The sequence below is a fragment of the Pseudomonas sp. NBRC 111123 genome (genome assembly GCF_001320205.1).
Taxonomy (GTDB): Bacteria; Pseudomonadota; Gammaproteobacteria; order Pseudomonadales; family Pseudomonadaceae; genus Aquipseudomonas; species Aquipseudomonas putida_J.
This window is the reverse complement of the sequence record NZ_BCAZ01000023.1, coordinates 19,195-44,717: the sequence shown is the minus strand read 5'-3', so window position 1 is coordinate 44,717 and position 25,523 is coordinate 19,195. Positions and strand designations below refer to the sequence as shown.

22 protein-coding genes, 1 pseudogene and 1 riboswitch are annotated in these 25,523 nt (G+C 62.9%); of the genes and pseudogenes, 9 read left to right on the top strand and 14 right to left on the bottom strand.

Going from position 1 to position 25,523, the window contains the following annotated elements; all coding sequences use genetic code 11:
* The first annotated feature begins 9 nt into the window (after positions 1–9).
* The 3 genes from APH27_RS13740 to APH27_RS13730 all read left to right on the top strand — a co-directional run bounded on the left by APH27_RS13740 (position 10) and on the right by APH27_RS13730 (position 4,667).
* Positions 10–1,479, top strand: a complete 1,470-nt coding sequence (locus APH27_RS13740) for a HAMP domain-containing sensor histidine kinase (protein WP_060485102.1) — start codon at positions 10–12, stop codon at positions 1,477–1,479.
* Positions 1,480–1,771: 292 nt separating this feature from the next.
* The gene (locus APH27_RS13735; RefSeq protein ID WP_060485101.1) at positions 1,772–3,265 is read left to right on the top strand and encodes a sensor histidine kinase; all 1,494 of its coding nucleotides are present in this window, start codon (positions 1,772–1,774) and stop codon (positions 3,263–3,265) included.
* Positions 3,240–4,667: a sigma-54 dependent transcriptional regulator gene (locus APH27_RS13730; RefSeq protein ID WP_060485100.1), complete on the top strand. Its 1,428-nt coding sequence runs from the start codon at positions 3,240–3,242 to the stop codon at positions 4,665–4,667. The genes APH27_RS13735 and APH27_RS13730 overlap by 26 nt, the downstream gene beginning before the upstream one ends.
* A gap of 121 nt (positions 4,668–4,788) precedes the next feature.
* Here the strand turns inward: APH27_RS13730 and APH27_RS13725 are convergent, their stop codons facing one another.
* From APH27_RS13725 to APH27_RS13715, 3 genes are all read right to left on the bottom strand, one after another.
* A complete protein-coding gene (locus tag APH27_RS13725; protein WP_027919022.1) occupies positions 4,789–5,091 on the bottom strand; it encodes a hypothetical protein in 303 nt (100 codons plus the stop codon).
* 84 nt (positions 5,092–5,175) lie between these two features.
* The gene (locus APH27_RS13720) at positions 5,176–6,528 is read right to left on the bottom strand and encodes a GntP family permease (protein ID WP_060485099.1); all 1,353 of its coding nucleotides are present in this window, start codon (positions 6,526–6,528) and stop codon (positions 5,176–5,178) included.
* Positions 6,529–6,639: 111 nt separating this feature from the next.
* Entirely contained in the window at positions 6,640–7,179 is a 540-nt protein-coding gene (locus APH27_RS13715) for a gluconokinase (protein ID WP_027919020.1), read from the bottom strand.
* A 206-nt stretch (positions 7,180–7,385) separates the two neighbouring features.
* Between APH27_RS13715 and APH27_RS13710 the strand changes: the two genes are divergently transcribed.
* From APH27_RS13710 to APH27_RS27150, 3 genes and pseudogenes are all read left to right on the top strand, one after another.
* Complete coding sequence (locus APH27_RS13710) at positions 7,386–8,405, top strand: LacI family DNA-binding transcriptional regulator (protein ID WP_060485098.1); 1,020 nt, start codon at positions 7,386–7,388, stop codon at positions 8,403–8,405.
* A gap of 66 nt (positions 8,406–8,471) precedes the next feature.
* Positions 8,472–9,302: pseudogene (locus APH27_RS27155) on the top strand (PAS domain-containing protein); the annotation flags it as partial.
* Positions 9,303–9,344: 42 nt separating this feature from the next.
* A complete protein-coding gene (locus APH27_RS27150; RefSeq protein WP_371260252.1) occupies positions 9,345–9,839 on the top strand; it encodes a methyl-accepting chemotaxis protein in 495 nt (164 codons plus the stop codon).
* Here APH27_RS27150 and APH27_RS13700 read toward each other — a convergent pair.
* The 7 genes from APH27_RS13700 to APH27_RS13670 form a co-directional block, all read right to left on the bottom strand.
* On the bottom strand, positions 9,814–13,089 hold the full coding sequence (locus APH27_RS13700; RefSeq protein ID WP_060485097.1) for a transporter substrate-binding domain-containing protein: 3,276 nt from the start codon (positions 13,087–13,089) through the stop codon (positions 9,814–9,816). The genes APH27_RS27150 and APH27_RS13700 overlap by 26 nt on opposite strands.
* 13 nt (positions 13,090–13,102) lie before the next feature.
* The gene (locus APH27_RS13695; RefSeq protein WP_027919016.1) at positions 13,103–13,717 is read right to left on the bottom strand and encodes a response regulator transcription factor; all 615 of its coding nucleotides are present in this window, start codon (positions 13,715–13,717) and stop codon (positions 13,103–13,105) included.
* 215 nt (positions 13,718–13,932) lie between these two features.
* Positions 13,933–14,175 carry a DUF1272 domain-containing protein gene (locus APH27_RS13690; RefSeq protein WP_027919015.1) on the bottom strand — a complete coding sequence of 81 codons (243 nt, stop codon included), beginning with the start codon at positions 14,173–14,175 and terminating at the stop codon, positions 13,933–13,935.
* A gap of 61 nt (positions 14,176–14,236) precedes the next feature.
* Positions 14,237–14,989, bottom strand: coding sequence for a precorrin-4 C(11)-methyltransferase (gene cobM, locus APH27_RS13685; protein ID WP_060485096.1), 753 nt, complete (start codon positions 14,987–14,989; stop codon positions 14,237–14,239).
* Between the two features lie 30 nt (positions 14,990–15,019).
* Positions 15,020–15,412 (bottom strand): cobalamin biosynthesis protein, encoded by a 393-nt coding sequence (locus tag APH27_RS13680; protein WP_027919013.1) that lies wholly within the window; start codon positions 15,410–15,412, stop codon positions 15,020–15,022.
* 17 nt (positions 15,413–15,429) lie between these two features.
* Positions 15,430–16,122 carry a CbtA family protein gene (locus tag APH27_RS13675; protein ID WP_060485095.1) on the bottom strand — a complete coding sequence of 231 codons (693 nt, stop codon included), beginning with the start codon at positions 16,120–16,122 and terminating at the stop codon, positions 15,430–15,432.
* 7 nt (positions 16,123–16,129) lie between these two features.
* A complete protein-coding gene (locus APH27_RS13670; protein ID WP_027919011.1) occupies positions 16,130–16,315 on the bottom strand; it encodes a CbtB-domain containing protein in 186 nt (61 codons plus the stop codon).
* A gap of 100 nt (positions 16,316–16,415) precedes the next feature.
* A riboswitch (cobalamin riboswitch) is annotated at positions 16,416–16,640 on the bottom strand.
* 488 nt (positions 16,641–17,128) lie between these two features.
* Between APH27_RS13670 and APH27_RS13665 the strand changes: the two genes are divergently transcribed.
* Both APH27_RS13665 and APH27_RS13660 read left to right on the top strand, forming a co-directional pair.
* The gene (locus APH27_RS13665) at positions 17,129–17,977 is read left to right on the top strand and encodes a helix-turn-helix transcriptional regulator (protein ID WP_027919010.1); all 849 of its coding nucleotides are present in this window, start codon (positions 17,129–17,131) and stop codon (positions 17,975–17,977) included.
* An 85-nt stretch (positions 17,978–18,062) separates the two neighbouring features.
* Positions 18,063–19,457, top strand: a complete 1,395-nt coding sequence (locus APH27_RS13660) for an aspartate aminotransferase family protein (protein ID WP_060485094.1) — start codon at positions 18,063–18,065, stop codon at positions 19,455–19,457.
* 112 nt (positions 19,458–19,569) lie between these two features.
* Here the strand turns inward: APH27_RS13660 and APH27_RS13655 are convergent, their stop codons facing one another.
* From APH27_RS13655 to APH27_RS13645, 3 genes are all read right to left on the bottom strand, one after another.
* Positions 19,570–21,570, bottom strand: coding sequence for a U32 family peptidase (locus APH27_RS13655; protein ID WP_060485093.1), 2,001 nt, complete (start codon positions 21,568–21,570; stop codon positions 19,570–19,572).
* A 226-nt stretch (positions 21,571–21,796) separates the two neighbouring features.
* Positions 21,797–23,899, bottom strand: coding sequence for a TonB-dependent receptor (locus APH27_RS13650; protein WP_060485092.1), 2,103 nt, complete (start codon positions 23,897–23,899; stop codon positions 21,797–21,799).
* A 76-nt stretch (positions 23,900–23,975) separates the two neighbouring features.
* On the bottom strand, positions 23,976–24,335 hold the full coding sequence (locus APH27_RS13645; protein WP_060485091.1) for a RidA family protein: 360 nt from the start codon (positions 24,333–24,335) through the stop codon (positions 23,976–23,978).
* 140 nt (positions 24,336–24,475) lie between these two features.
* On the opposite strand from APH27_RS13645, the gene APH27_RS13640 reads away from it, so the two are divergent.
* Positions 24,476–25,171, top strand: coding sequence for a tRNA (adenine(22)-N(1))-methyltransferase TrmK (locus tag APH27_RS13640; protein WP_060485090.1), 696 nt, complete (start codon positions 24,476–24,478; stop codon positions 25,169–25,171).
* 1 nt (position 25,172) lies between these two features.
* On the opposite strand, the gene APH27_RS13635 is transcribed toward APH27_RS13640, so the two are convergent.
* The gene (locus APH27_RS13635; RefSeq protein WP_027919004.1) at positions 25,173–25,433 is read right to left on the bottom strand and encodes a DUF2790 domain-containing protein; all 261 of its coding nucleotides are present in this window, start codon (positions 25,431–25,433) and stop codon (positions 25,173–25,175) included.
* Positions 25,434–25,523: the final 90 nt, after the last annotated feature.

Sequence of the window (25,523 nt, the reverse complement as noted above, 5' to 3'; positions counted from 1 at the left end):
GAGTCCGTCATGGACATCGCCCCCCGTTCCGAAGCAATCGAGGCACCCGCAGGCAATGAAGCCGCAGCGCCGCGCAGGCCGTTCAACCTGCTGCGCTGGTATGCCTGGGTGAGCCTGGCGATCATCCTCTCGGTGGCGGCAGGCCTTGGGCTTATTTCCAGCCGGTTCATCATCGATGAGAGCATCGAGCGCGACGCCCTGCTTACGGCGCAGTTCATCACTTCGATCGCCGACGCCGAAGTGCGCCACGTGTCGATCCCCAATGTGCGCACCATGGGTGAACTGCTCGACCCACGCACCGACCGCACGGCCATGCCCGACGTCGACCCGGAGGCGCGGCGCAAGGCCCGTGGTGAGTTCCTTGACCATATCGCACACCTGCCGGACATGCTCCTGGCCAATATCTATGCCCCGGACCACACGGTGATCTGGTCGACCAACCCGGCGTTGATGGGCAAGCTGATCGAAGTTGATGACGACCTGGACCGCGCTTTCGAGTACAAGATGCGGGTTTCGGCCAGCTACCACAATTTCGAGCAGGCACGTGCTGAACGGAAGTTCGTGACCCCGCCAGAACAGCTGTTCATCGAAAACTACATCCCCTTGTTCGATGCCGATGGCGATACCGTCACGGCGATGGTGGAAATCTACAAGGAGCCCCACGACCTGATCGTGCGCATCGAGCATGGCCTGATTCTTATCTGGCTGGCCATCACCATCGGTGCGGCACTGGTCTACATCGGCCTGTACGGCATCATGCGCCGCGCTGCGCGGTTGATGGCGGTGCAGCAGAAACGCCTGATCAACAGTGAAACCTATGTGGCCCTTGGCGAGGTGTCCTCGGCGGTGGCCCACAGCCTGCGCAATCCGTTGGCCAGCATCCGCTCCAGCGCCGAACTGGCTCAGGCCTTCGATGAAGGCCCGGCGCAACGCAACATCAACGACATCATCAGCCAGGTCGACCGCATGTCGCATTGGATTCGCCAACTGCTGCAATCCTTGCGGCCGCTGAATGATGAAGCGGTGCCGGTCGACTTGCTCCAGGTGCTGCAGGAAAGCCTGCAGAGTTATGCCGTGTCGTTCACGCGCAGCGGGGTAACCCTGGATGTGCAACCGATACCGCCAGTGCAGGTACTTGGCCACCCAGCGTTGCTCGGGCAGATCTTCAACAGCCTGATCGCCAATGCCATGGAGTCGATGGAGCAGGGTGGGCGGTTGCGTATCGAAGTGGTCAAGCGCGACCGCCGCAGCTTGACCTTGCGCCTTGCCGATAGCGGCAAGGGCATGAACGAACAGCAGCAGCGTTTGGCGTTCAGGCCATTTTTCAGTACCAAGCAAGGCGGGCTGGGTGTGGGGCTGGTACTGGTCAAGCGGATCATGGAGCGTTTTGGCGGTTCAGTTCGGTTGAGTAGCAGCGAAGGCCATGGCACGCGGGTCTCGCTCAGTTTTCGGTTGGTGAATTCATCACAAAATACGTAGTGCTATTAGTGTAAGCATCTGAAAAATAAATATTTAATGGTTTTTGGGTAAACGCCACCCACATGTGGGGGGTCATCCTCTACTGGAAATCATAAATAGCTCATAACGTATTGATTTATATTGATTTGACCATTGGTTTCCCGTACTGGCTGGCTTCTTGCAGGTTCTTGAAGCAGGTAACGCGCGGCAAATGGCGGCAACAGCTGCCCTGGTGAGGTGCTATCAATCTGCTACTGTCGGTAGCAGTACGATGACCACCTTATGAACGGACTCCCTGCACGGGAACGACGCGATGCAGATGCTGGATGAAGAGGTTCCGGTAAAACCCGCCGCACTGCCCGGCAGCAGTGGGCTGGCCGCGCCGCTTCGCGAGTTCAACCTGCTGCGCTGGTTCTCGGTGATCAGCCTGATGATTATCGCTTCGGTGGCTGGCGGCCTGGGCTACGTCTCAACCCGCTTCGTGGTGCGCGACAGTGTCGAGCGCGATGCCATGCTCACCGCCCAGTTCATCCAGTCGATGGCCCTGGCCGAAGTGCGCCATTCGCAGCTGCCGCCCGGCACCACCATGGGCGAACTGCTCAACCCGCGCCTGGATGAACAGCACCTGCAAGTGAGCCCGGCCCTGGCCGAGTCGACCCGGGTCGAGTTTCTCGACCACGTCGAACACTTGCCGGATATCTTGCTGGCCAACGCCTATGCCCGTGACCGCACCATCGTCTGGTCCACCAACCCCGAGCTGATCGGCAAGCGCATTGAAGCCGACGGCGACCTGAACCGCGCCTTTCGCTCACGCAAGGCGGTATCGGCCAGTTACCACAAAGCCGCAGACGACCGCGAAGAGCAGAAGTTCCTGCGCGAGCCCAATTACCTGTTCATCGAAAATTACATCCCCTTGTTCGACAGCCAGGGCGAGCAGGTCATGGCCATGGTCGAGATCTACAAGGAGCCGCAGGATCTGGTGCGCCGTATCCAGCGCGGTTACGTTTTGATCTGGGCCTCGACCTTGGTGGGCGGGGCGCTGATCTACTTCGGCCTGTTCTGGATCGTGCGCCGCGCCGCCTACATGCTGCAGCAGCAACAAGATCGGCTGGTGGCCAGCGAAACCTATGTGGCACTGGGCGAGATGTCTTCGGCAGTGGCTCATAGCTTGCGCAACCCGCTGGCCAATATCCGCTCCAGCGCCGAGCTGGCGGAAGGAATTGCCAGCCCGCCGGCGCAGAAGAACATCAACGACATCATCACCCAGGTCGACCGCATGTCGCGCTGGGTACGGGAGCTGCTAGTGTCGCTGCGCCCGACCAGCGATTGTGCCGAGGCGGTGGACCTGGTGGCGGCCATCGAAGATACCCACCTGGCCTTTGCCCAGCAGATCGAGCGCAATGGCGTACGTTTCAGCTTCGAAGGCCCACAGGCGCAGTGGGTGGCCAGCCAGCCCCTGCAGCTGACGCAGATCCTCAACAGCCTGTTTTCCAATGCACTTGAAGCCATGCCCAAGGGCGGCGTCCTGCATGCGCAGGTCTGCGCGCTGGATGGCGAGCGCGCGCAACTGCTGCTCAGCGATACTGGCAAGGGCATGAGTCAGCTACAGGAAAGAATGGTGTTCAAGCCTTTTTACACCACCAAGCAAGGCGGCCTTGGCGTAGGCCTGGCCCTGGTCAAACGGATCATGGAGCGTTTTGGCGGCTCGGTCAGCCTGAGCAGCCGAGAAGAGGAAGGAACCCGCGTCAGCCTCACTTTCAATATCGCAGCGGGAGGGGACCATGGAGCACAGCATCCTGGTAGTTGAGGATGACGAAATCCTCGGCGACAACATTCGCACCTATCTGAGCCTCAAGGGCTTCGAGGTGACGCTCTGCCACAGTGCGGAACTGGCGCTGGAGCAGATCAAGCGGGTCCAGCCCGATGCGGTACTGACCGACAACTCGCTGCCCGGCATGAGCGGGCACGACCTGCTGCGCACCTTGGTGTCGCAGGCGCCGGACCTGAAGGTAATCATGATGACCGGCTACGGCAATGTCGAAGACGCCGTGCAGGCCATGAAGGAGGGCGCGTTCCATTACCTGACCAAACCGGTGGTGCTGGCCGAGCTCAAGCTGACCCTGGAGAAGGCCCTGGCTGCCGAGCGCATGGAACGCACCCTGTCGTTCTACCAGGAACGCGAGGCGCAGAAGTCTGGGTTGCAGGCGCTGATCGGTGAGTCGCCGGTGATGCTGACCCTCAAGCACACCCTGCAGCAAGTGCTCGACGCCGAGCGGCGCATGGCCATGGACGACCTGCCACCGGTGTTGGTCGAAGGTGAGACCGGTACCGGCAAGGAACTGGTTGCCCGCGCGCTGCATTTCGACGGCTCGCGCAGCAAAGGGCCGTTCATCGAGTTCAACTGTGCCTCGATCCCGGCCAACCTGCTTGAGGCCGAGCTGTTCGGCCACGAGAAGGGCGCGTTCACCGACGCCAAGGAGCGCCGCGTAGGCCTGGTGGAAGCGGCCGATGGGGGCACGCTGTTCCTCGACGAGATCGGCGAGATGGACCTGGTGCTACAGGCCAAGCTGCTCAAGTTGCTGGAAGATCGCAGCATCCGCCGCATCGGTGCGGTCAAGGAACGCAAGGTCGACCTGCGGGTGATCAGCGCCACCAACTGCAACCTCGAACTGATGGTGCAGCAAGGCAAGTTCCGCCGTGACTTGTTCTTCCGCTTGCGCATCATCGCCCTGAAAGTGCCGCGTCTGTATGCCCGCGGCCCGGATGTGCTGCTGTTGGCCCGGCATTTCCTGGCGCACCACGGGCGCCGTTACGGCAAGCCGAACCTGCGCTTCAGTGCCGAGGCCGAAGCCTTGATGTTGAGCTACAGCTGGCCGGGCAATGTGCGTGAACTGCGCAACATGCTGGAGCAGACCGTGCTGCTGGCGCCCAATGAGGTGGTGCAGGCGCATCAGCTGAACCTGTGCACATCCTTGATCGACGAGCCGCTGGTAGCTCAGCCCACCGCGACCGTTTACGAAATGCCAAGGCATGAGCCGGAGCCCGGCACCAGCCTGCCGGACATGGAGCGGGACCTTGTGTGCAAGACATTGGACCGTACCGACTGGAATGTCACCAAGTCGGCACGCATGCTCGGTCTGTCGCGGGACATGCTGCGGTATCGTATCGAGAAGCTGGGGCTTACCCGGCCTGACAAACGCCAGTGGTAGACGCCTCACGATCAACCTGTGGGAGCGGGTTTACACGCAAAGGCGATGGTGGATTCACCGACGCTTTCGCGGGTAAACCCGCTCCTACAGGTTGATTCGTTTGGCTGGCGTTCAAAGGGGATTAACGCTGGCTACCGTTGCTTCCATTGGCGCCTTGGCCCCCGGTTCCTTCCGAGCCGCTGCCATCCATCCCTGGCAAGTCACGGTTGTCATTCTGCCTGGCCGGGGGGCTCTCTGGGTCATTGCCCTGGATACGCGGGTCGGTATCCCTGGGCATGGGTTTCTCGATTGGGTTCAGGGTACTGTCGACACCCGGCTGCGGCGCCGGGTTGTGCGGGTCATCGGGGTAGGTCGGCCCGGTGCCGACCGCCAGGGCCAATGGCGAGGTGAGCAGGGCAATCAGCAGCAGGGCTGAACGGTTCATGGCAGGCTCCTTTGCGTAGGGTAGGGCTCATATCTGTGTTGGGCCCTACCCGAGGTGCTCAGGTGCCATGATCCCGATCAACGGTCACACCACCGTCGACAGCGCCATGATGAAGATGATGCCGACGATCGACAGGATCGTCTCCATCATGCTCCAGGTCTTGAAGGTTTCCGCCACGGTCATGTTGAAGTACTGCTTCACCAGCCAGAAGCCGGCATCGTTGACGTGGGACAGGATCAGCGAGCCGGCACCGGTGGCCAGCACCAGCAGTTCACGGTTGACCCCAGGCACCAGGTCGATCACCGGGGCGACGATGCCAGCACCGGTAATGGTCGCCACAGTCGCCGAACCTGTGGCGATACGGATCACCGCAGCCACCAGCCAGGCCAGCATGATCGGTGAAATCTCTGCCTGCACGGCCATCTGCCCGATCACGTTGCCCACGCCGGTATCCACCAGCATCTGCTTGAAGCCGCCACCGGCACCGACGATCAGCACGATTGCCGCCGTCGGGGCCAGGCTCTGGTCGAGCATCTTCATGATCTGCTGGCGGCTGAAGCCACGGGCCGAGCCGAAGGTGTAGAAGGCCAGCAACAGGGCCGCGAGCAGGGCAGTGATCGGGTGGCCGATCAGGTCCATCCACTGGCGCAAGATGTGCTCGGCCGGTAGTACCACGTCGGCGAAGGTCTTGAGCAGCATCAGCGCCACGGGTAGCAGCACGGTGACCAGGGTGATGGTGAAGCTGGGCAGGTTGCTCTGGTCCGACTCCTTGGCAATCTGGTCCATCAGCTCCTGCGACGGGTTACCGGGGATGTACCGGGCAATGAAGTTGCCGAACAGCGGGCCGGCGATAATTGCCGTGGGCAACGCGACCAGCAAGCCATAGAAGATGGTCTTGCCGATATCGGCATGGAAGATGCCGATGGCCAGCAGCGGGCCCGGGTGTGGCGGGACCAGGCCATGCACCACGGAAAGGCCGGCCAGCAGCGGGATGCCGATCTTGATCAGCGACACCCCGGAACGCCGGGCGACGATGAACACCAGCGGAATCAGCAGCACGAAGCCGATCTCGAAGAACAGCGGGATGCCCACCAGGAAGGCGGCGAACATCATTGCCCAGTGCACGTTCTTCTTGCCGAAGGCGCGAATCAGGGTTTGCGCGATCTGGTCGGCGCCACCGGAGTCGGCCATCAGCTTGCCAAGCATCGTCCCCAGGGCGAGGACGATACCGACGAAGCCGAGCACCCCGCCAAAACCGTCCTGGAACGATTTCATGACCTTGGCCACTGGCATGCCGGAGGTCAGGCCGAGGAAACCCGCGGCCAGGGTGAGGGCGACGAAGGGGTGGACCTTGAAATAGGTGATCAGCAAGATCAGCCCGACGATGGTGACCAGCGCGTCGAGCAGCAGGTAGGTATCTGTAGCCAGTCCGAACATGGTTTTGATGCCTCGGTCTTATCGTTGTTTTTGGCGTAGCGTTTATGGAACTTTCGCCGCCTTCAGGCGTCGAGACAGCGCTGTCTTTGGTGAGCCGGAAAAACCGCCGGTTCAGGCAGTCCGCGCCAGGTTCCGCTCACCGCAGGGCTTTAGCCAGGCGTCTACCGTTTCGGCGAGTACCGCAATGGGTTGAGTGGCGTCCAGCGGCAAGGTCAGGGGTTCGCCATGGGGCGCCTCGAGGGCGGCGAACTGGCTGTCGATCAGGCTGGCCGGCATGAAGTGGCCAGGGCGGGCGAGCACGCGCTTTTCTGCTTCGGCGGGGGTGAGCTCGAGGAATACGAACACCAGCTCCGGCATTGCCGCGCGCAGGGTGTCGCGGTAACGCCGCTTGAGCGCCGAGCAGGTGAGGATCGGCCGTTCGCCAGACTTCACCGTCGCTTGCAGTTCCTGGCCCAGGCGCACCAGCCAGCCGGCACGGTCAGCGTCGTCCAGAGGGATGCCAGCGCTCATCTTGCGGATGTTCTCGGCAGGGTGAAAGGCGTCGCCTTCGATCAGGCGACCGCCGCTTCGCTTGGCAATGGCATCACCGACGCAGCTTTTGCCGCAACCGGCCACGCCCATCACCACGATGGCGGACAGGGGAGAATTCATCAGTACCTCCTGCGGGGTGAGATAGCGCTGTCTCGTCGCTGACGAAACGCCACCTCCCCGGTGTTATTGGTCTTGTCCTTACGCAGTATGGACGCTTGGCAGAGCGCTGTAGTGGCCACTACCAAAGATTACATTGCCTGCGTCCTGAGACAGCGCTACCTTAGTGGCCGTTCCCCATTCCTGCAAGTAGTAAAATTACAACATCCATGACCCGCACAGGCTCCCGCACCACAGGTCGTCCCACCCTGGCAGAAGTCGCCAGGCTTTCCGGGGTTTCCCCGATCACCGCTTCGCGCGCCTTGCGCGGGGTCAGCACGGTTGCCCCGGAACTGGTGGAAAAGGTCATGGCCGCCGCCGCGTCCCTGGGCTACGTCGCCAACCATGCAGCCAGGGCGCTGGCGTCGGCGCGCAGCCAATCGGTAGTGGTGCTGATCCCGTCGTTGTCCAACCAACTGTTCATCGACACCCTGGAGGCCATCCACGAGGTGATGCGCCCGCGTGGGCTCGAAGTACTGATTGGTAACTATCACTACGATATCGACGAAGAAGAAAACCTGATCCGCAATTATCTGGCCTATCAGCCTTGCGGCATGCTGCTGACCGGCTTTGACCGCAGCGACGCGTCGCGGCAGATGCTGGCAGCCAGCGGCGTGCCCTGCGTGCACATGATGGAGCTGGGCGGTGATGCTGGCGCGTTGTCGGTGGGCTTTTCCCAACAGCAGGCCGGCCGGGCCGCCGCAGCGCACCTGATTGCGCGTGGCCGGCGGCGCCTTGCGTTCATTGCCGCGCAGCTCGACCCACGTGTGATGCAGCGTGCCGAAGGCTTCCGCCAGGCCCTTGCCGAAGCCGGCATGCTGGCCAGCGAGCTGGAGATCCTCGCACCGCAACCGTCGTCCATTGCATTGGGCAGCGAACTGTTCAGCCAGCTATTGGCCCAGGCCCCCGATGTGGATGGCATCTTCTTCTGTAACGACGACCTTGCCCAGGGCGCGGTGTTGCAGGCGTTGCGCCAAGGCATCGAGGTGCCGCGCCAGGTGGCAATGGTTGGGTTCAACGACTTGCCTGCCTCGGCGCACATGGTGCCGCGCCTTACTTCTATTCGCACCCCAAGGGCAGCCGTTGGTCGGGGCGCAGCACAGGCATTGCTGGCACTGCTCGATGGCAAGCGAGTGGCAACCGAGCAGCAAGACCTTGGCTTTGAACTGATGGTGCGCGAGAGCTCATGAGGTTTTTCAGGACCTGCCTGTAACTGGTTAATCAGAAAGTGATATCAACTGGCTTGCACGGCAAAAATGCCGATCTATGCTCAGGAAAATCCGAGCATCGAGGATCCTGGCACCATGTTCGATTTCCACCGCAAGTCTGACCTGATCGAGATTCAGCGCACCCACAAGGCCCTGGCCGAAGCCCAGGCGAAGCTCGCGGCCATAAGCCGCTGCATGGCGATGATCGAGTTCGCCCCTGACGGCACCATCCTCGATGCCAATGCCCAGTTCTGCCAGGCCATGGGCTACAACGTTGATGAACTGCGTGGCAAGCACCACCGCCTGTTCTGCGACCCCGGCTATGCCAAGAGTGCCGAGTACCAGCAACTGTGGCAGGAACTGGGCCAAGGCAAGGCCATCAGCGGCACCTTCGAACGCGTCGACAAGGCTGGCCGTGAAGTCTGGCTGGAGGCCAGCTACATGCCGGTGGTGAACGAGCAACAGCAGGTTACCAGTGTGATCAAGGTGGCGGCCGACATCAGCCAGCGGGTGAAGGACGAACATGAAAGCGAAAGCCTGCTCAAGGCCATTGGTCGCTCCATGGCCGTGGTCGAGTTCACCCCGCAAGGGCGGGTGATCAAAGCCAACCGCAACTTCCTCCAGACAATGGGCTACTCCCTCGAAGAAGTGCAGGGCCGTCACCATGGGCTGTTCTGCTTGCCCCATGAGCGCGAATCCAGCGCGTACCGCGAGTTCTGGGCGTCTCTCAATCGCGGCGAGTATCACTCGCACCGCTTCGAACGGGTCAACAAGCAGGGCCAGACAATTTATCTGGAGGCCTCGTACAACCCGATCTTCGACAGCAAGGGCCGCCTGTACAAGGTGGTCAAGTTTGCCAGCGACATCACCGCGCAGGTCAGCACCCAGCAGAGCGCCGCTGATGCAGCCCACGCCAGCTCGGTGCAGACCGATGCCTGCGCCCGCAAGGGTACCGAGGTGGTGCAGCAGACCGTGGCGGTGATCGAGCAGATTTCCCAGGAACTCAATGATGCCGCGCGCAGCATCGATGCGGTGAGCAAGCAATCGGATGTGATCGGGCAGATCGTGCTGACTATCCGTGGTATCGCCGACCAGACCAACCTGCTGGCCTTGAACGCGGCCATCGAGGCGGCCCGGGCCGGTGAGCATGGCCGCGGCTTTGCCGTGGTTGCCGATGAAGTACGCAGCCTGGCGGCGCGCACCAGCAAGGCGACGCTGGAGATCGTCGATGTGGTGCGGCAGAACCACGACCTGTCGCTGACCGCCGTGGCCAGCATGCAGTCGAGCCTGTCACGTACCGGGCGGGGCGTTGAGCTGGCCAACGAGGCGGGGACGGTGATCATGGAAATCCAGCAGGGCTCCCGCCACGTGGTCGACGCCATCAGCCAGATCAGCTCGACGCTGCAATTGCACTGAGGGAATCGCCCAGCTCCCTCAGCAAGGCCTGCAGGCTCGCTTCCAGCTGCAGGCGCAATGCCTCCGTCGGCAGCCCCTGGGCGTGTGCCTGTTCGATGGCTTCGCAATCCTTGACCACGCCACGTACCCGCAGCATCTTGGCGCCCCCTTTTATACGGTGGGCAAGGGCACGCAATGCCTCGTGGTCGCTGGCGGGGCCAAGCGCTTGCAGGGCGGCCAAGTCTTGCTGGGCACTGTGTGTCAGTTGTTCGAGCAGGCGCCTGGTCAACTGCTGGTCGTCCTGGGTCAGGTGCCGCAGTTCGTTGAGGTCGAAGCCGCTTGCGTTGGGGGCTGACGCCGGCGCGCTGGTTCGCAGGTGCGGCAGGTGAGCATTCAGTGTGCGCAGCCCGATGGGCTTGAACAGGCAGTCGTCCATGCCGCTTTCCAGGCAGCGTTGACGCTCTTCGGCCTGGGCATTGGCTGTCACTCCGAGAATGCTGCAGGCGGGCTGCCCGCTGGCTTGCTCCAGCTGGCGCAGCCTGCGGGCCAGCTCATGGCCGTCCATCACCGGCATGCTGCAGTCGGTGATGACCAGATCGAATGTGTGCGCTTGCCACAAGGCCAGGGCAATTTCGCCATTTTCGGCCAGCGTCACCTGGTGGCCGAGGCTGTTGAGCTGCTTTTCCAGCAGCATCAGGTTGGCAGGGTAGTCATCGACCACCAGCACATTCAGTTGCCCGCTGACGGCTTCGTCGTCGTCCTGGTTGAGCTCCACCGGTGCGGCTGGCGCGCTCGGTACAAGCTGCAACTGGACGCGCACGCGGGTGCCGACGCCTTCCACGCTTTGCAGGTCGAGCCTGCCGCCCATAAGCTCGGCCAACGTCCGGCTGATCACCAGGCCCAGGCCAGCGCCCTGGCTGGCCCGTGGGCCTGAGGCCTGGGTGAAGGTGTTGAACAGCCGCGCCTGATCCTGGGGGGCAATGCCGATGCCGGTGTCGCTCACGCCCAACTCTATCAGCACGGTTTCGCCTGCCGCCGAGGGTTTGAATGCAAGGCGCGCCACGACGTCGCCACGGTCAGTGAACTTGATCGCATTGCTCAGCAGGTTGGAAAGGATCTGCTTGATCCGCAACGGGTCGGCCAGGACCCAGAGTGGCTCGTCAGGCAGCTCGCTTTGCAGGTGCAGGCCCTTTATCCGTGCATTGCCCTCGAATACCCGCAGCGTGCTGCGTACCAGGTCGACCAGGTCGGTCGCTACAGGCTGGAGGGTCATGTGCCCGGTTTCGATGCGGGATATGTCGAGGATGTCGCCGATCAGCCCGAGCAGGCCGATGGCGGAGTCGTGAGCGGTTTGCAGGACCTGAGTGTCGCAACGGCCAGAGCGGTTGTCATTCAGTGCCAGCTCCAGCAAGCCGATCACCGCGTTCATGGGAGTACGTATCTCATGGCTCATGGTCGCCACGAACGCGCTTTTGGTCTTGCTGGCCTGTTCGGCTTCGTCCTTGGCTTGGCGCAGCTGCTCCAGCAACCCGCGGCTGAAGGCCAGTTGTGTCTGGAGCGCGCGTTGAGCTTCGGTGCGTTGGTGGATCAACTTGCGCAGGTAGCTGTTCCAGAACACCACGCCCGCCAGCAGCAGGGCTGACAGCACCAGCACTTGCAGTGTCAGTGTGCGGTAGTTGCGCCACGGGCTGTCACTGACCAAGGTGCTGGTGTGCCAGCGGTTTATCAACTGACCCAGCTCTTCTGGGGGAATACTGATCAGTGCCTTGTCGAGGATGGCCTGCAGTTGCGGCTGGTCAGGTGCCACGGCGAAGGCGGCGGCAGCTGGCTCGTCGTCCATGACACTGGCGATACGCAGTTGCCCCTTGAATACGTGGTTAGTGTAGTACGAGGCATTGATATAGCTGCTATAGGCGACGTCAGCATCGCCATTGGCCACTGCTTCCATCAGGCCAAGGGGGTTGTTGACCATGACCAGTTTCGCATGAGGAAAGCGGCGCATCACTTCGTCGCGCAAGTGGGAGCCATGCAGAAGGGCGATGCGCTGCGTATCGAGGTTTCCAGCTTGCAAGGGCGAGGGCGCCTGAATGCGGGTCACCAGCACGCGTGGGCTGACCAGATAGGGGCGGGTATAGCGCAGCTGCGTCGCGCGTTCTGTGCCATAGCCCAGTGCCCCGATCATCTGTGCCTCTCCGCGTGCAACTTGTTCGACCATCTGCTGCACGGTGTCTCGTTCGATGAATTCGAACTGCAAGCCGGTGCGCAGGGTAATTTGTTTGAGGAGGTCGACGGTAATCCCGTTGATATGCTGTTGGGCGTCGTTGAAGGTCAGCGGGGCAAGGGCGGTATCGACCAGCACGCTTATGGTCGGATGGCGGGCTATCCAGGTCAGCTCTTCGTCTGTCAGTGCCGACAGGTGACGCTCAAGCAACAAGCTGGTATTGCCGCTGCTCCAGCGGCGCAGGATATTCAGGCGTTCGCTTTCGGTGATCCTGGCCATGGCACTGTCGACCAAGCGGTGCAGCCGCACATTGTCATTGGCGAAAGCGAAGGCAAAGCTGGCGGGTGCCACCTGTGAAAAATGGTCGATCTTCATCGTGCCTTGGTAGCTTTTGCCAATCAGGTAGTCGGTACTTATGGCATCGCCCAGATAAGCGTCCGCCTCACCCAGCTCGACCGCTGCCAGGCCTGCCAGGGTCGAGCGATAGAGGCTCAGTTGTGCCTTGGGGTAGAGCGCGCGAACGGTCTCGCCCGGCAGGTAGTGGTCGACCATTGCCAAGCGTAAACCGGCCAGGTCGTTGCTCAGCTTCAGGGGTGTATCCTGACGCGTCACGATCACTGGCAGATCATCGGCGTAGGGCACGCTGAGACTGAGCTGGGCATCGGCTGCTTCGAAGCCATTGGAGCTGCCCAGCAAGTCGATCTTGCCTGTGCGCAATGCGTCGATCGCTTCGTGGCGGCTGCCGAACCGCCTGACTTCGATCGGGATGCCCAGCTGTTCGGCGATCAGCCCGGCATAGTCGGCACTGAGGCCTTCATAATCAGCCGGGCTGACGTTGATCTCGAACGGCGGGTAATCTGGCCGGGAGCTTCCCAGCAACAAGACGCCGCGCTGGCGCAGCCACTGGCGATCGGCTGCATCCAGTTGCAGGGGGGGCGCGGCACTGGTGGCGCGTGCCAGCAAATGCCGTGGTTCACTTTCGGCGAAGGCCATGAGCGGTAAGCAGGCCAGGGTGATGAACAGCGTCAGGCAGGCCAGGACACGCTCCATACTGCCCGGGTGTTCAGTTGACATGGTTGCGTTTGGCCAGATCAACCATTTCCACCAATGACTCGGTCTTGAGCTTTTCCATGATGCGACCACGGTAGGTGCTGATGGTCTTGGCGCTGAGGTTCATGCAGGCGCCGATGTTCTTGTTGTTTTCACCACGGCTCAGGCGCCGCAGCACTTCCATCTCGCGGTTGGACAGGCTGCTCAGGCGCTCAGGCTCGCTCTCCAGGGTGTTGCTGTTGACCGCCATCTGCGGAAAGGTGGAGTAGCCTTTGATCAGGGCCTTGAGGGCGAATACTACGGCGTCCAGATCCTCGCCTTTGGTGACAAATGCACCGATGCCGGCATCCAGGCAGCGGCGTACGTAAAGATCGGTGGCCTGCCCGGTCAGCACCATGATTTTCGGTGCTGGTTCCTGTTGTTGCAGGCGCTTGATGACCTCCATGCCATCCAGGCCGGGGAGCCCTATATCCAGCACCACCACATCGGGCCGCAAATCGCGCACCTTCTGCGCCACTTCACTGCCATTGTCGACTTCGCCGACGACACGGAAGCGCTCACGCTCAAGCAGTATGCGCAAGGAAAAACGGACGATGGCATGATCATCAACGATCAGCACTGTTGTCATGTCACTAACTCCTGTCGGAATGTGGTCGGCCCCCCGAAGCAATCAGGAGACGTCTGCAAGCTTTTTCTGCTGTGCGGCACGATACGACCATTCCAGATCCTAGGTAATGGCGAGTATAGATATGTTGAACAAGCAAGCCGGTATTGTAGAAATTTCCTACAAAAATGCCGTTACAGGCATCGCCAGAGGCGACGATACCTGTGCTGGGGGGAAGGTCAGGCGCAGGCCGGGTGTGGCTTGAGGACGCGCTGGGTCGAGGCGGGGTTGTTGCTCAAGGCCTGGCCCACCCGTGTTGGGCGGGCCAGCAGCTGGCCACTGCAATTCGGGCAGCGCCCCTGCAAGCGGCTGTGGGCGCAGTGGCGGCAGAAGGTACATTCGAAAGAGCAGATCATCGCATCCGGGCTATCGCCCGGCAGATCGGCATCACAGCATTCACAATTAGGGCGCAGCTCCAGCATGGGTATCCCTCCGGTCTGGTGGAATGTGCAGTCTGCTCCGCCCTTTGTCGCCTTTGCAATGCTACTCGCCGGGGCGGTACAGGTGGGCGTGGCCGGCGCGGTACAACGCCGACTCGGTGAACGGTGCATCGCCGAGCACATGGCCGACGAGGATCAGTGCGGTGCGTCGAAAGCCCTTGCTGGCAACCTGCTCGACGATATCGGCCAGCGTACCGCGCACCCAGTCCTGATCCGGCCAGGTGGCGCGATGAACCACTGCGATCGGGCAGTCGAGACCGTAGTGGGGCAGCAGTTCTTCGACGATGCGTGGCAGGTGCTTGACCCCGAGGTGAATGGCCAGGGTGCTGCCATGGCGGGCAAGGTCGCCGAGCTGTTCGCCTGCGGGCATGGGGGAGCTGTCGCCGTAGCGGGTGAGGATGACCGTCTGTGCCACTTGCGGCAGGGTCAGTTCGCAGCCAAGCAGCGCCGCACTGGCTGCGGTGGCTGTGACCCCGGGGACTATCTGGTAGTCGATGCCCAGTTCGCGCAGGTGGCGGATCTGCTCACCGATGGCGCCGTACAGGCTGGGGTCGCCACTGTGCACCCGGGCCACGTCCTGGCCCTTGGCATGGGCGGCGCGGAAGGCGTCGATGATCTGCTCAAGGTGAAGTTCGGCACTGTTGATGACCGTCCCGGCACGATGGCCTTCGAGCACCGCGGCGGGTACCAGGGAGCCTGCGTAGATGATCACCGGGCACTGGCGGATCAGGCGCTGGCCCTTGACCGTGATCAGTTCCGGATCGCCGGGGCCGGCGCCGATGAAGTAGACCGTCATGGCAAATCCTTGAATAGGTGAAAAATGCGATTATCTGCTGCAGGCCAGTGCCAGGGTAGCGGGGCCGAGCACCTGCCGGGCCACCTTGAGTGTGGCGCGAGCGTGACTGAGGCTGGCCAGGGCCAGTGCCGCGCTCTCGGCCACGCCCCAGCAGCCGCTGTGGGCATAGGCGACAGGGGAGCGGTGACTGAGTTGTGGCTCGAACGCCTGCAGTTGCCCGGCATCGAAAACCAGCAACGGCAGGGCGTGACGTGCGGCGAGTTGTTGCAGGCCTGGCTCATCGGCTTTGCCGGCGATGCTGGCAATGCCGTGAAGCGCTGAGGTGCTCAGGCCATGACGCTGCAGCACTTCCTGCAACAAGGTATCGAGAACCTCCACCGGGCAGCCCCGGCGGCAACCGAAGCCGGCGTACAACGCCGGCAGGGTTGGGTCGATAGCCATCAGGCGTGGCTGGAGCGGCGATACAGCCAGGCGCTGAGCAGGCCCAGGGCCACCCAGAACGCCGCGTTGGTCAGCCAGGAAGCGATCTTGAACTGATTTTCCAGCGCTTGCGGGGCCAGGCTTTCGTGGACCTCCGGCTGTGGCGCGCCGACCACGTGGGGCACTACCAGTAGTACCGCGCCCAGTGCCTTGAGCAACCCATGGCGGGCGAACACCAGCAATGCCAGGCCCAGTGCGGTGGCGGCTGCGGTGCCGATCCACCAGCTCTGGCGCTGACCGAGGTCGGCGGCGGCAGTGCCTGGCAGTTCTGGCGGCAAGCCCAGGGTCGGTGCCAGGCAGAACACGGCAAAGCCGGCCAGTCCCCACAGTGCGCCAGTGCTGGTGCGGCTCGGTTCACGCAGGCTGTAGAGGGCGGTGAGGATCAAGGCGAAGCCGACGGCAACCACCAGATTGCCGCCGGTGGTCGACAGGATGCGCTGCCAGCCATCCTCTGGCGACCAGGCTTCTTCGCTGTGGCTGTGGCCGGCGCTGGCTTCTTCGCCGTGGCTGTGGTGCTCGGCTGCGGGGGCGGCCGATTCGTAGGTTTCCGCCTGGAGGATCAGCGGTGCGACCCAGAAGCTTTGCAGCAGGGTCAGCAACAGGGCGGCGAGCAGGCCGCTGAACCCGGCAGTGCGGGCGATACGCTTGATCATGGCAGCCTCAGTGGCAAGGGAAGGCGGCGCTGTGGCGGGTGTCGTGCGCGGCGTTGTGCACGGCTTCGATATGCGAGAAGCCGGCAAAGTAGACCAGGCACAGGCCGAGCAGGCTGGCGCCGACGGCGATGACCATGCGCTGGCTGAGGGATACGGGGGTGGCGATGCTGTGTTTGGCGCTGGTGATGGGCATGACGCGATCCTCTGCTTTGCTTTTTGTAAGGGCATGGGACAGGCGCGGCAGCCCCGGGGGCGAGGCACCCGAGGGAATGCGACAGCGCCCGCCCACCGCGGGGTGTTCATGAACGCCAGGCCGGTCTCCGGGCTTGCGAGGAGGAGCAGGGCTCCTTGAAAAGCATCACCTTCCCATGCCGAACTGCGTGGCACAGTGGTCTGGATGCTTCGCTCGCTTACCGTTGCGGGGGCAGCACCGGATTTGCCCAGCCCTGGCGAGGGCCTGTGACGCACCGATTTCCCGTTTCACCCCCAAGGGGGGCACCTGACGCAAGGCGTAAGGAGAGCATGCGGCGCGAGTGGCGTCAAATGCTATGCATCCAGCAGGGGAGGATGCGTAGGGGCTGATAGGTGCTTGCCGATGGAATTGCAGTGTCTGTGAGAACGAGCGCCGCCCGCGCGGCGCATCGCGGATGAATCCGCTCCTACATCTGTTTCGGGCCAGTTATTCCTGCGGCCTTGGCGCGCGTACCCTTGGCGCATGGCTGGAAAAAGGGGTACGGCAACAGCGTCACCTTGGATATTGCAGGGAACAAACAAGCTGGACACCGGTGTATCCCCAGGACTGATTGGCCCGGAATAGATGTAGGAGCGGATTCATCCGCGATGCGCCGCGCGGGCGTCGCTCGATCGGATAGGCGCTGCAAGACCGTCGTTGAAAACCTACCCGCTCCAAGCCAATTTCCCCCCCCTCACCCCGAAGGGTGATGGCCTGTACCACTGCCCCATGCAAGAATTCCAACCACAACAACCCCGGCATGGGATCACGACAATGAGCAAAGACCGGCTGAAATCGCCCGACTGGTACGCGCAGATGGCCCGTGTCGTCGATGCTCAGGGCTCGCCCGGCTTTGTCGAGGCGCTGTTCGCCGCACTCAAGCTGATTGCGCCATGCCAGGCCATCACCGTGTTCCTCTACCCACGCAAAGGGTTGCCCTCGGCGTTGTTCGAAAAGGACGAGGAAGGCCCCTGGCTGCCAGAAGGCAACATCCACAAGTACCTCGAAGGCTACTACCTGCTGTGCCCGTTCTACCGCGCCTGCATGGACGGCATCGCCCCCGGTTGCTACCGCCTCAGCGACGTCGCCCCCGACCACTTCAAGCGCAGCGAGTACTACCTGGCGTTCTACCAGCACGCCCACCTGGAAGACGAGCTCAACTTCATCGTGCCGCTCGACGAACACCTGACCATCGCCGTGGCCCTGGCCAGCACCCGCCGCCTGGACCGTCAGCAGGTCAACGACCTCAAGTGCGTGGCACCGTGGGTCGTGGCCACCGTACGGCGGCAGTGGAGCCACCTCGACGTCGACGCCATCGGCGGGCGTTTCGAGAGCGCCCTGGGCCGGCAGATCAACGCCGCACTGAACAACTTCGGCTCCTCTTTGCTCACCGAGCGCGAGTGCCGCATCGCCCAGTACCTGCTGCGCGGCCACTCGACCCGTTCCCTGGCCGAGCGCCTGGGCATCAGCGAAGACACGGTCAAGACCCACCGCAAGAATCTGTACACCAAGCTCGATATCGCCAAGCAGTCCGAATTGTTTTCGCTGTTCATCGACTCGCTCGCCCAGGCTCAGGAAGGCCTGAGCAAAGACCCTCTGGAAAGCTACCTGCGAAGGCGCTGAACGCGCCGCTTCACCCCACCCGATTTTTACTGTCAGCGGTCTGGCAGGGACAACTGCACGCCGCGTTTTACCCTGGAGAACAACAATGAACGCACCGTTCCAAGCCAAGCTGCAAGCCCAGCGCAATACCCGTGACTACCAGGCCGGCGACGCCGCCCACCACATCCACGCCTTCCTCGACCAGAAGGCGCTGAACGCCGAAGGCCCGCGCGTGATCGTCGGTGGCGAGCGCCTGCACCTGTGGGACAGCGACGGCAAGCGCTACCTCGACGGCATGTCGGGCCTGTGGTGCACCCAGCTCGGCTACGGCCGCAAGGACCTGACTGCCGCCGCCGCCACGCAGATGGACCAGCTGGCCTACTACAACATGTTCTTCCACACCACCCACCCGGCGGTAATCGAACTGTCCGAGCTGTTGTTCAGCCTGCTGCCAGGCCACTACAGCCATGCCATCTACACCAACTCCGGCTCCGAGGCCAACGAGGTGCTGATCCGCACCGTGCGCCGCTATTGGCAGGTGGTTGGCCAGCCGAGCAAGAAGATCATGATCGGCCGCTGGAACGGCTACCACGGCTCGACCCTCGCAGCCACTGCGCTGGGCGGCATGAAATTCATGCATGAGATGGGCGGCATGATCCCGGATGTGGCGCACATCGACGAACCCTACTGGTACGCCGCAGGCGGTGACCTGACCCCGGCCGAGTTCGGTCGCCGTTGCGCCCTGCAGCTGGAAGAGAAGATCCTTGAACTGGGTGCCGAGAACGTCGCCGGCTTTATCGCCGAGCCGTTCCAGGGCGCGGGTGGCATGATTTTCCCGCCAGAAAGCTACTGGCCGGAAATCCAGCGCATCTGCCGCCAGTACGACGTGCTGCTGTGTGCCGACGAAGTGATCGGTGGTTTTGGCCGCACTGGCGAGTGGTTCGCCCATGAATACTTCGGCTTCGAGCCGGACACCCTGTCGATCGCCAAGGGCCTGACCTCAGGTTACGTGCCGATGGGCGGCCTGGTGCTGAGCAAGCGCATCGCCGAGGCACTGGTCGAGCGGGGCGGGGTGTTTGCCCACGGCCTGACCTATTCCGGGCACCCGGTTGCGGCAGCGGTGGCCATCGCCAACCTCAAGGCGCTGCGCGATGAAGGCATCGTGCGCCAGGTCAAGGAAGACACCGGCCCGTACTTGCAGCGCATCCTGCGCGAAGTGTTCGCCAACCACCCACTGATTGGCCAGGTGCAAGGCGCCGGCCTGGTGGCGGCGCTGCAGTTTGCCGAAGACAAGGGCAGCCGCAAACGCTATGCAAATGAAAACGACCTGGCCTGGCAGTGCCGCACTTATGGCTTCGAGGAAGGGGTGATCATTCGTTCGACCCTGGGGCGGATGATCATGGCGCCGGCCTTGGTGGCCAACCACAGCGAACTGGATGAGCTGGTGGAGAAAACCCGCATTGCGGTGGACCGTACCGCGCGCGGGTTGGGGATTCTCTGAGACAAAAAAACGGGGCCGCTGAGCGGCCCTTTCGCGGCTGAAGCCGCTCCTACAGGTATTGCGCCGTCTGTAGGAGCGGCTTTAGCCGCGAATGGGCCTCACGGACTGAACATCAGTGCGGGGCGCGGGGAATGGTCTTGAGCAGATCTTCCGGGCTGATATGGCCAACCACCTGGGCCACCGCGCTACCTGGCGTCGGCAGGTCGATGATGTGGTTTTTCATCTTGCCGATCACATGCATCTCGCACGGCTTGCAGTCGAACTTCAGGGTCAGCACTTCATCGCCCTGAATCAACTGCATCGGCGCCACCTTGGTACGTACGCCGGTCACGCCCTTGGCCTGCTTGGGGCACAGGTTGAACGAGAAGCGCAGGCAGTGCTTGGTGATCATCACCGGCACTTCGCCGTGCTCCTCGTGGGCTTCGTACGCCGCGTCGATCAGCTGCACGCCATGGCGGTGGTAGAAGTCGCGGGCCTTCTGGTTGTAGACGTTGGCCAGGAACGACAGGTGCGACTCCGGGTACACCGGTGCTGGCGTGGTCTCGGCCTTGCGCGCACCGCGCGGGTGAGCCTGCACACGGGCCGCGGTCAGCGCGTCGATGGCTTCACGGCGCAGGGCCTTGAGCTGCGAGTTGGGGATGAAGAACGCCTGCGGCGCATCCAGCTCGATGCTGTTGGCGTGGTACATCGTGGTGCCCAGCTGGCCGAGCAGGTCATGCAACTGGTCCAGTGCCTGCTGTGGCTTGTTGGCGACGCCGAACGGGCCGTCCAGGGCCACCTGCACGCTGACGCCTTCCTCACTGCTCACCGTCAGCATCAGGCGCTGTTCGCGCAGCACCGCATGCCATTCCACGCCGACCCGGCGCTCGGCCGAAGTGCGCAGCAGGGCCTGCTGCCAGTTATGGTCGAGGTTGCGCGACAGCGGGTGGTTCGGCCGCAGCTTGTGCAGGCCTTCCGGCATTTCGTTGGGTTCGACGCGGTAGCGATAGCGCTTCTGGCCGTCTTCCTCGAACTCGCCACGCGGCTCAGCGATGTTGGCGCGGAAACCCACCACCTCACGCTTGACCAGCACATTGAGGCCGTCGCCATTGGTCAGCGGCACTTCGGTGACCACCTGCAGGTCGCGCTTGCCGACTTTCTCCACAACGCCGACCGCAAGGCCGGTGAAGGTCGGCGAGTCGAAGGCGCCAATGTCGACCTTGCGGTCGGTGACGAAATAGTCGGTGCTGCCACGGTGGAAGGTCTTGTCCGGGTCGGGCAGGAAGAAGTGCTCGGTACGGCCGCTGGAGGCGCGGGCCAGTTCCGGGCGGCCTTCGAGGATGGCGTCCAGCTCCTTGCGGTAGTGGGCGGTGATGTTCTTCACATAGCCCATGTCCTTGTAGCGGCCTTCGATCTTGAACGAGCGCACGCCGGCATCGACCAGGTCGGCCAGGTTGGCGGTCTGGTTGTTGTCCTTCATCGACAGCAAGTGCTTCTCGAACGCCACCACGCGGCCTTGGTCGTCTTTCAGGGTATACGGTAGGCGGCAGGCCTGGGAGCAGTCACCGCGGTTGGCACTGCGCCCGGTCTGGGCGTGGGAGATATTGCACTGGCCGGAGAAGGCCACGCACAGCGCACCGTGGATGAAGAACTCGATGGCCGCGTCGGTTTCGCTGGCGATGGCGCGGATCTGCTGCAGGTTCAGCTCGCGCGCCAGTACCAGCTGGGAGAAGCCGGCCTGGTCGAGGAACTTGGCCCGTTCCAGGGTGCGGATATCGGTCTGGGTGCTGGCATGCAGCTCGATCGGCGGGATATCCAGCTCCATCACCCCCAGGTCCTGCACGATCAGCGCGTCGACGCCGGCGTCGTAGAGCTGGTGGATCAGCTTGCGCGCCGGTTCCAGCTCGTTGTCGTGGAGGATGGTGTTGATGGTGGTGAACACGCGTGCATGGTAGCGCCGGGCGAACTCGACCAGTTCGGCGATATCGCTGACTTCGTTGCAGGCGTTGTGGCGCGCGCCGAAGCTCGGGCCGCCAATGTAGATGGCATCAGCGCCGTGCAGGATCGCCTCGCGGGCGATGGCCACGTCGCGGGCAGGGCTGAGCAGTTCCAGTTGGTTCTTTGGAAGGGACATGTCGTTATAGGTTCGGGCTGTCACGGTTTAGTGCGGCATTGTAGCGGGGAATAGGGCGGGTGGCATCCTTGAGTGCCGAGAGGTGTGCTGGCTGTACCGGCCCTTTCGCGGCGGTTCGGCGCCCCGACAAGCCCGCTCCCACAGGTTCTCCATCAGCTCCAGGCCAGGTCAGGTCCCTGTGGGAGCGGGCATGCCCGCGAAAGGCTGCAGGGCAGCCCCTAAGCGGTCAGAACTGGTATTCCAGCCCCGCGCCGGCATACCAGGACCGGCCTGGCGCCGCCTCGTAATAGCGGCCATTGCCATCGCCGACAATCACCGAGCCCACATACTGGCGGTCGAGCAAGTTGTCCAGGCGCACCAGCTGGTGGAACGTCCACGGCCCGACATGCTGCTGGAACTGCGTGCGCCAGTTGAACACCGCATAACCCGGCGCCGCATGCTGGTCGTTGGTGTCCTCGACATACACCTTGCTGCGGTACTGCCCCTCAAGCCCCATGCTAATACCGTCGCGCGGCTTCCACACCAGCTCGCCGAACAGGCTGCTGCGCGGCACGCCCGGTAGCTGGTTGCCCTTGTCGATGGTTGCGGTGCCCTGGGTAAAGGCCTCGTCATAGGTGGCATCGAGCAGGGTATAGGCCAGGTTGGCCTGCCATTGCGCGTTCAGCTCGCGCTGCACGCTCAGCTCGAAGCCGCGGCGCAGGGTCTTGCCGGCGTTGCGGTAGCTGGTACGGCCATCGGTCGAAGCCGCGACCACGATCTCGTCCTTGGTACGGATTTCGAAGATCGCCGCGTTGATCCGCGTGCGTTCATCCGGGCGCATCTTCAGGCCCAGTTCGTACTGGGTACTGGTAGCCGGTTCCAGGCCGAAGTTGAAGCCTTCGAGTGCCCCGGGAGCGTAGGCCATCTCCGCCTGGGTCGGGGTTTCGAAGGCCTTGCCAGCGCTGATGTAGCCGTGCAGGTCCGGGGTAAAGGCATACATGACCGACAGGGTCGGTGTGGTGCGCTGGTAGTTCTTCGAGCCGCTGGCATCGCCGTTGGCCAGGAAGCGGTCGTCCACTTCCATTTCCATGCTGCTGTGGCGCAAGCCGGCATCCACGGTCCAGCGGTCCAGTTCCCAATGCGCCTGCACATAGGGGTCAAGGCTGGTGGCGGTGTCTTGTTCATCACGGCGCAGGTCGCCTTTCACGCCCAGGGCGTTACCGCTGAAGTTCTGGAAACCACGGCGGTCGTCGCGGCTGCGGTCGTAGTCGGCACCGAAAGTCAGCGTCAGGTTGCCGGGGGCGGCGCTGACCGGCTGGATCCAGCGCAGGGTGCCGCCGTGGAACTCGCGGTCGAAGTCGACCACGCCGCCGCCACGGTTGTTCGCAGGTGTGCCCTTGGGGATCGACAGGTACTGAATGACGCTGCGCTTGCCGGCATACAGGTTGAACTGCAGGGTCGCATCGCCGAAATAGCGCTCGTAGTTCATGCCCACCTGCTGGTGGTGGATGCTCTTGCGCGTGTTGTATTCCTCGGCGCGCGCCGCCACCGAGCGTGGGTCGTGCTTGTAGGCGTCCCAGGTCTGGCCGAGCGGGTCTTGCGTGCCGTTCTGCTCCAAGGTGCTGAAGATCAGTGCCAGGCGGCTGTCTGCGTCCGGTTTGACGTGCACCTTGGCGAAGGTCTGGTCGCGGCGGGCGGCACTGTGGTCGCGGTAGCCGTCGGTGTCCATGCGCGAGGCATCGACCAGAAAGCCGGCCTGCTCGCTGCCGCCTTCGCTGTAGACGTGGTTCTTGTTGAAGCCATCGCTGCCGAAGGTGGTTTCGGCGCCCACCTTGGGTGGGCCGGAGCCATCGCGGGAGAACATCTGGATCACGCCACCGGCATTGCTGCCGTAGATGGCAGACGCCGGGCCGCGCAGCACTTCGATGCGGTCCGCCACGTCCAGGTTCAACGAGGCCGCCTGGCCCTGGCCATCCGGGGTGCTGGCCGGGATACCGTCGCTGAGCAGCTTGATGCCACGGATGCCGAAGGCCGAGCGGGCGCCATAGCCACGCGAGGAAATCTGCAGGTCCTGGGCGTAGTTCTGGCGGTTCTGCACCACCAGGCCGGGTACGCGGTTGAGCGCCTCCGACAGGTTGACGCCCAGTTGGCCATCGGCGATCTGGTCGCGGTCGACGGTGTCGATGGAGTAGGGCAGGTCGAAGCTTGGGTTGGGCGTGTAGGTGCCGGTGACCACCACCGGTTCCAGCAGGTTGAAGGTGGTGGCGGTTTCGGCTTGGGCCAGCGGGCACAGGCCCAGGCCGGGCAGCAAGGCGATCAGGGCCTTGCGGCGAAAAGGGGGGTAATGCATGCAGCGTCCTGCTTTGAAGGTTGGAATCGCGGGGGCTGCAACGCAGCCCCAGGGGCCAACCACAGATCGAATCGGGTTAACGTTTGGCAGCCATCGCGGTGACTTCTACGCGCATCTCAGGGTAGGCCAGCGCTGCCACGCCAACTGCAGCACGCACCGGCCACGGTTTGCTGAAGAAGCGCTGGTAGACCTCGTTGAACGCGGCGCGGTCGGCCATGTCGGTCAGGTAGATGGTCAGGTGCATGACCCGGTCCATGCTGCTGCCGGCTTTTTCCAGCGCGTCTTTGAGGGCCTGCAGGGTGCTCTCGCTCTGCTGGGTGATGTCGGCGTCGAGATCGGCCGGAATCTGGGTAGTCACAAGGATGCCGTTGTATTCGGCGACGTCGGAGGAAATGGACTCGGCGTCGGAATCCGGTGTGAAGATGAGATCTGCCATGGGGGTTTGCCTTGCAACGGAAGGAAAGTGGCAAGCCTACGCGAGCAGGCCGCAAGGGTCGAGCCGTTGGGCCTCTATGCATTGAAATACCGCGCCCAGGCGGTCAGAATCGCCGCCGATTGTTGAGCAAGGGGCCGGAGTTGAACGAACAGACATTATCGATGCGCCTGGAGCGTGTGGCAGCGCATGTGCCGCAAGGCGCGCGCCTGGCCGATATCGGCTCGGACCACGGCTACCTGCCGGTGGCACTGGCGCTGCGTGGCGTGATCGAAGCCGGGGTGGCCGGTGAGGTGGCGCAGACGCCTTACGCGTCAGCGCAGCGCAATGTGCGCCGCAATGGCCTGAGCGAAACCGTCACCGTGCGCCTGGCCGACGGCCTGGAGGCCATCGAGCCCCACGACCGCATATCGGCCATCAGCCTGTGCGGCATGGGTGGCAAGACCATGTGCGAAATTCTAGAACGTGGCAAGGCGCGCCTGAACGGCAACGAGCGCCTGATCCTGCAGCCCAATGGCGATGAGCGCGAACTGCGCAGCTGGCTGATGCACAACGGCTACCGGATCGTCAGCGAAGAACTGCTGCGGGAAAACCGTTTCGACTACGAGATCATCGTGGCCGAACCCGACGAGGCGGTGGCCTACAGTGCCGAGGAGTTGTATTTCGGCCCAGTGCTGATGCGTGAGAAAAGCCCGGCGTTCCTGACCAAGTGGCAGCGTATGCTGGGTCAGAAACAGCAAAGCCTGGCCAACTTCGAGCGTGCCCGCGATGCCATCCCGCAGGAAAAACTGCGTGAGTTCGCTCGGCAGATTGGCTGGATCAACGCGGTACTGGCCTGACTCACTGCTGCGAGCAGTTGCCCATTTCGCGGTAGTCGATTTCGCGTTTCTGGCCTTTGTGGTCGACATACACCATGTGCGCGGTACCGACCTGGCAGTCGGCGGCGTTGCTGGCCGGGGTGATCGAGATGACCTTGGCCACATCCAGCGGCATACCGTACTCATAGTTGCTGGCGGTCGGCTGGCTGGCCGGCGTATCGGCGAAGGCGCCGAACGAGGCAAGGGCGGCAGACAGGGCGACAAAAGCGATAGAACGTTTCATGGCAGGCTCCTTTTCCAATGTTTTACCAATGATGTATTCATTGGTGATCCTCAATAAATGGGCTAAGTCGTGATAGATTCCTGCCTGGAA

Bases quoted from the DNA above. Each gene is read 5' to 3' on its own strand.
- APH27_RS13740 (WP_060485102.1), top strand. From the start codon at position 10: ATGGACATCGCCCCCCGTTCCGAAGCAATCGAGGCACCCGCAGGCAAT.
- APH27_RS13735 (WP_060485101.1), top strand. From the start codon at position 1,772: ATGCAGATGCTGGATGAAGAGGTTCCGGTAAAACCCGCCGCACTGCCC.
- APH27_RS13730 (WP_060485100.1), top strand. From the start codon at position 3,240: ATGGAGCACAGCATCCTGGTAGTTGAGGATGACGAAATCCTCGGCGAC.
- APH27_RS13725 (WP_027919022.1), bottom strand. From the start codon at position 5,091: ATGAACCGTTCAGCCCTGCTGCTGATTGCCCTGCTCACCTCGCCATTG.
- APH27_RS13720 (WP_060485099.1), bottom strand. From the start codon at position 6,528: ATGTTCGGACTGGCTACAGATACCTACCTGCTGCTCGACGCGCTGGTC.
- APH27_RS13715 (WP_027919020.1), bottom strand. From the start codon at position 7,179: ATGAATTCTCCCCTGTCCGCCATCGTGGTGATGGGCGTGGCCGGTTGC.
- APH27_RS13710 (WP_060485098.1), top strand. From the start codon at position 7,386: ATGACCCGCACAGGCTCCCGCACCACAGGTCGTCCCACCCTGGCAGAA.
- APH27_RS13700 (WP_060485097.1), bottom strand. From the start codon at position 13,089: ATGGAGCGTGTCCTGGCCTGCCTGACGCTGTTCATCACCCTGGCCTGC.
- APH27_RS13695 (WP_027919016.1), bottom strand. From the start codon at position 13,717: ATGACAACAGTGCTGATCGTTGATGATCATGCCATCGTCCGTTTTTCC.
- APH27_RS13690 (WP_027919015.1), bottom strand. From the start codon at position 14,175: ATGCTGGAGCTGCGCCCTAATTGTGAATGCTGTGATGCCGATCTGCCG.
- cobM (WP_060485096.1), bottom strand. From the start codon at position 14,989: ATGACGGTCTACTTCATCGGCGCCGGCCCCGGCGATCCGGAACTGATC.
- APH27_RS13675 (WP_060485095.1), bottom strand. From the start codon at position 16,122: ATGATCAAGCGTATCGCCCGCACTGCCGGGTTCAGCGGCCTGCTCGCC.
- APH27_RS13670 (WP_027919011.1), bottom strand. From the start codon at position 16,315: ATGCCCATCACCAGCGCCAAACACAGCATCGCCACCCCCGTATCCCTC.
- APH27_RS13665 (WP_027919010.1), top strand. From the start codon at position 17,129: ATGAGCAAAGACCGGCTGAAATCGCCCGACTGGTACGCGCAGATGGCC.
- APH27_RS13660 (WP_060485094.1), top strand. From the start codon at position 18,063: ATGAACGCACCGTTCCAAGCCAAGCTGCAAGCCCAGCGCAATACCCGT.
- APH27_RS13655 (WP_060485093.1), bottom strand. From the start codon at position 21,570: ATGTCCCTTCCAAAGAACCAACTGGAACTGCTCAGCCCTGCCCGCGAC.
- APH27_RS13650 (WP_060485092.1), bottom strand. From the start codon at position 23,899: ATGCATTACCCCCCTTTTCGCCGCAAGGCCCTGATCGCCTTGCTGCCC.
- APH27_RS13645 (WP_060485091.1), bottom strand. From the start codon at position 24,335: ATGGCAGATCTCATCTTCACACCGGATTCCGACGCCGAGTCCATTTCC.
- APH27_RS13635 (WP_027919004.1), bottom strand. From the start codon at position 25,433: ATGAAACGTTCTATCGCTTTTGTCGCCCTGTCTGCCGCCCTTGCCTCG.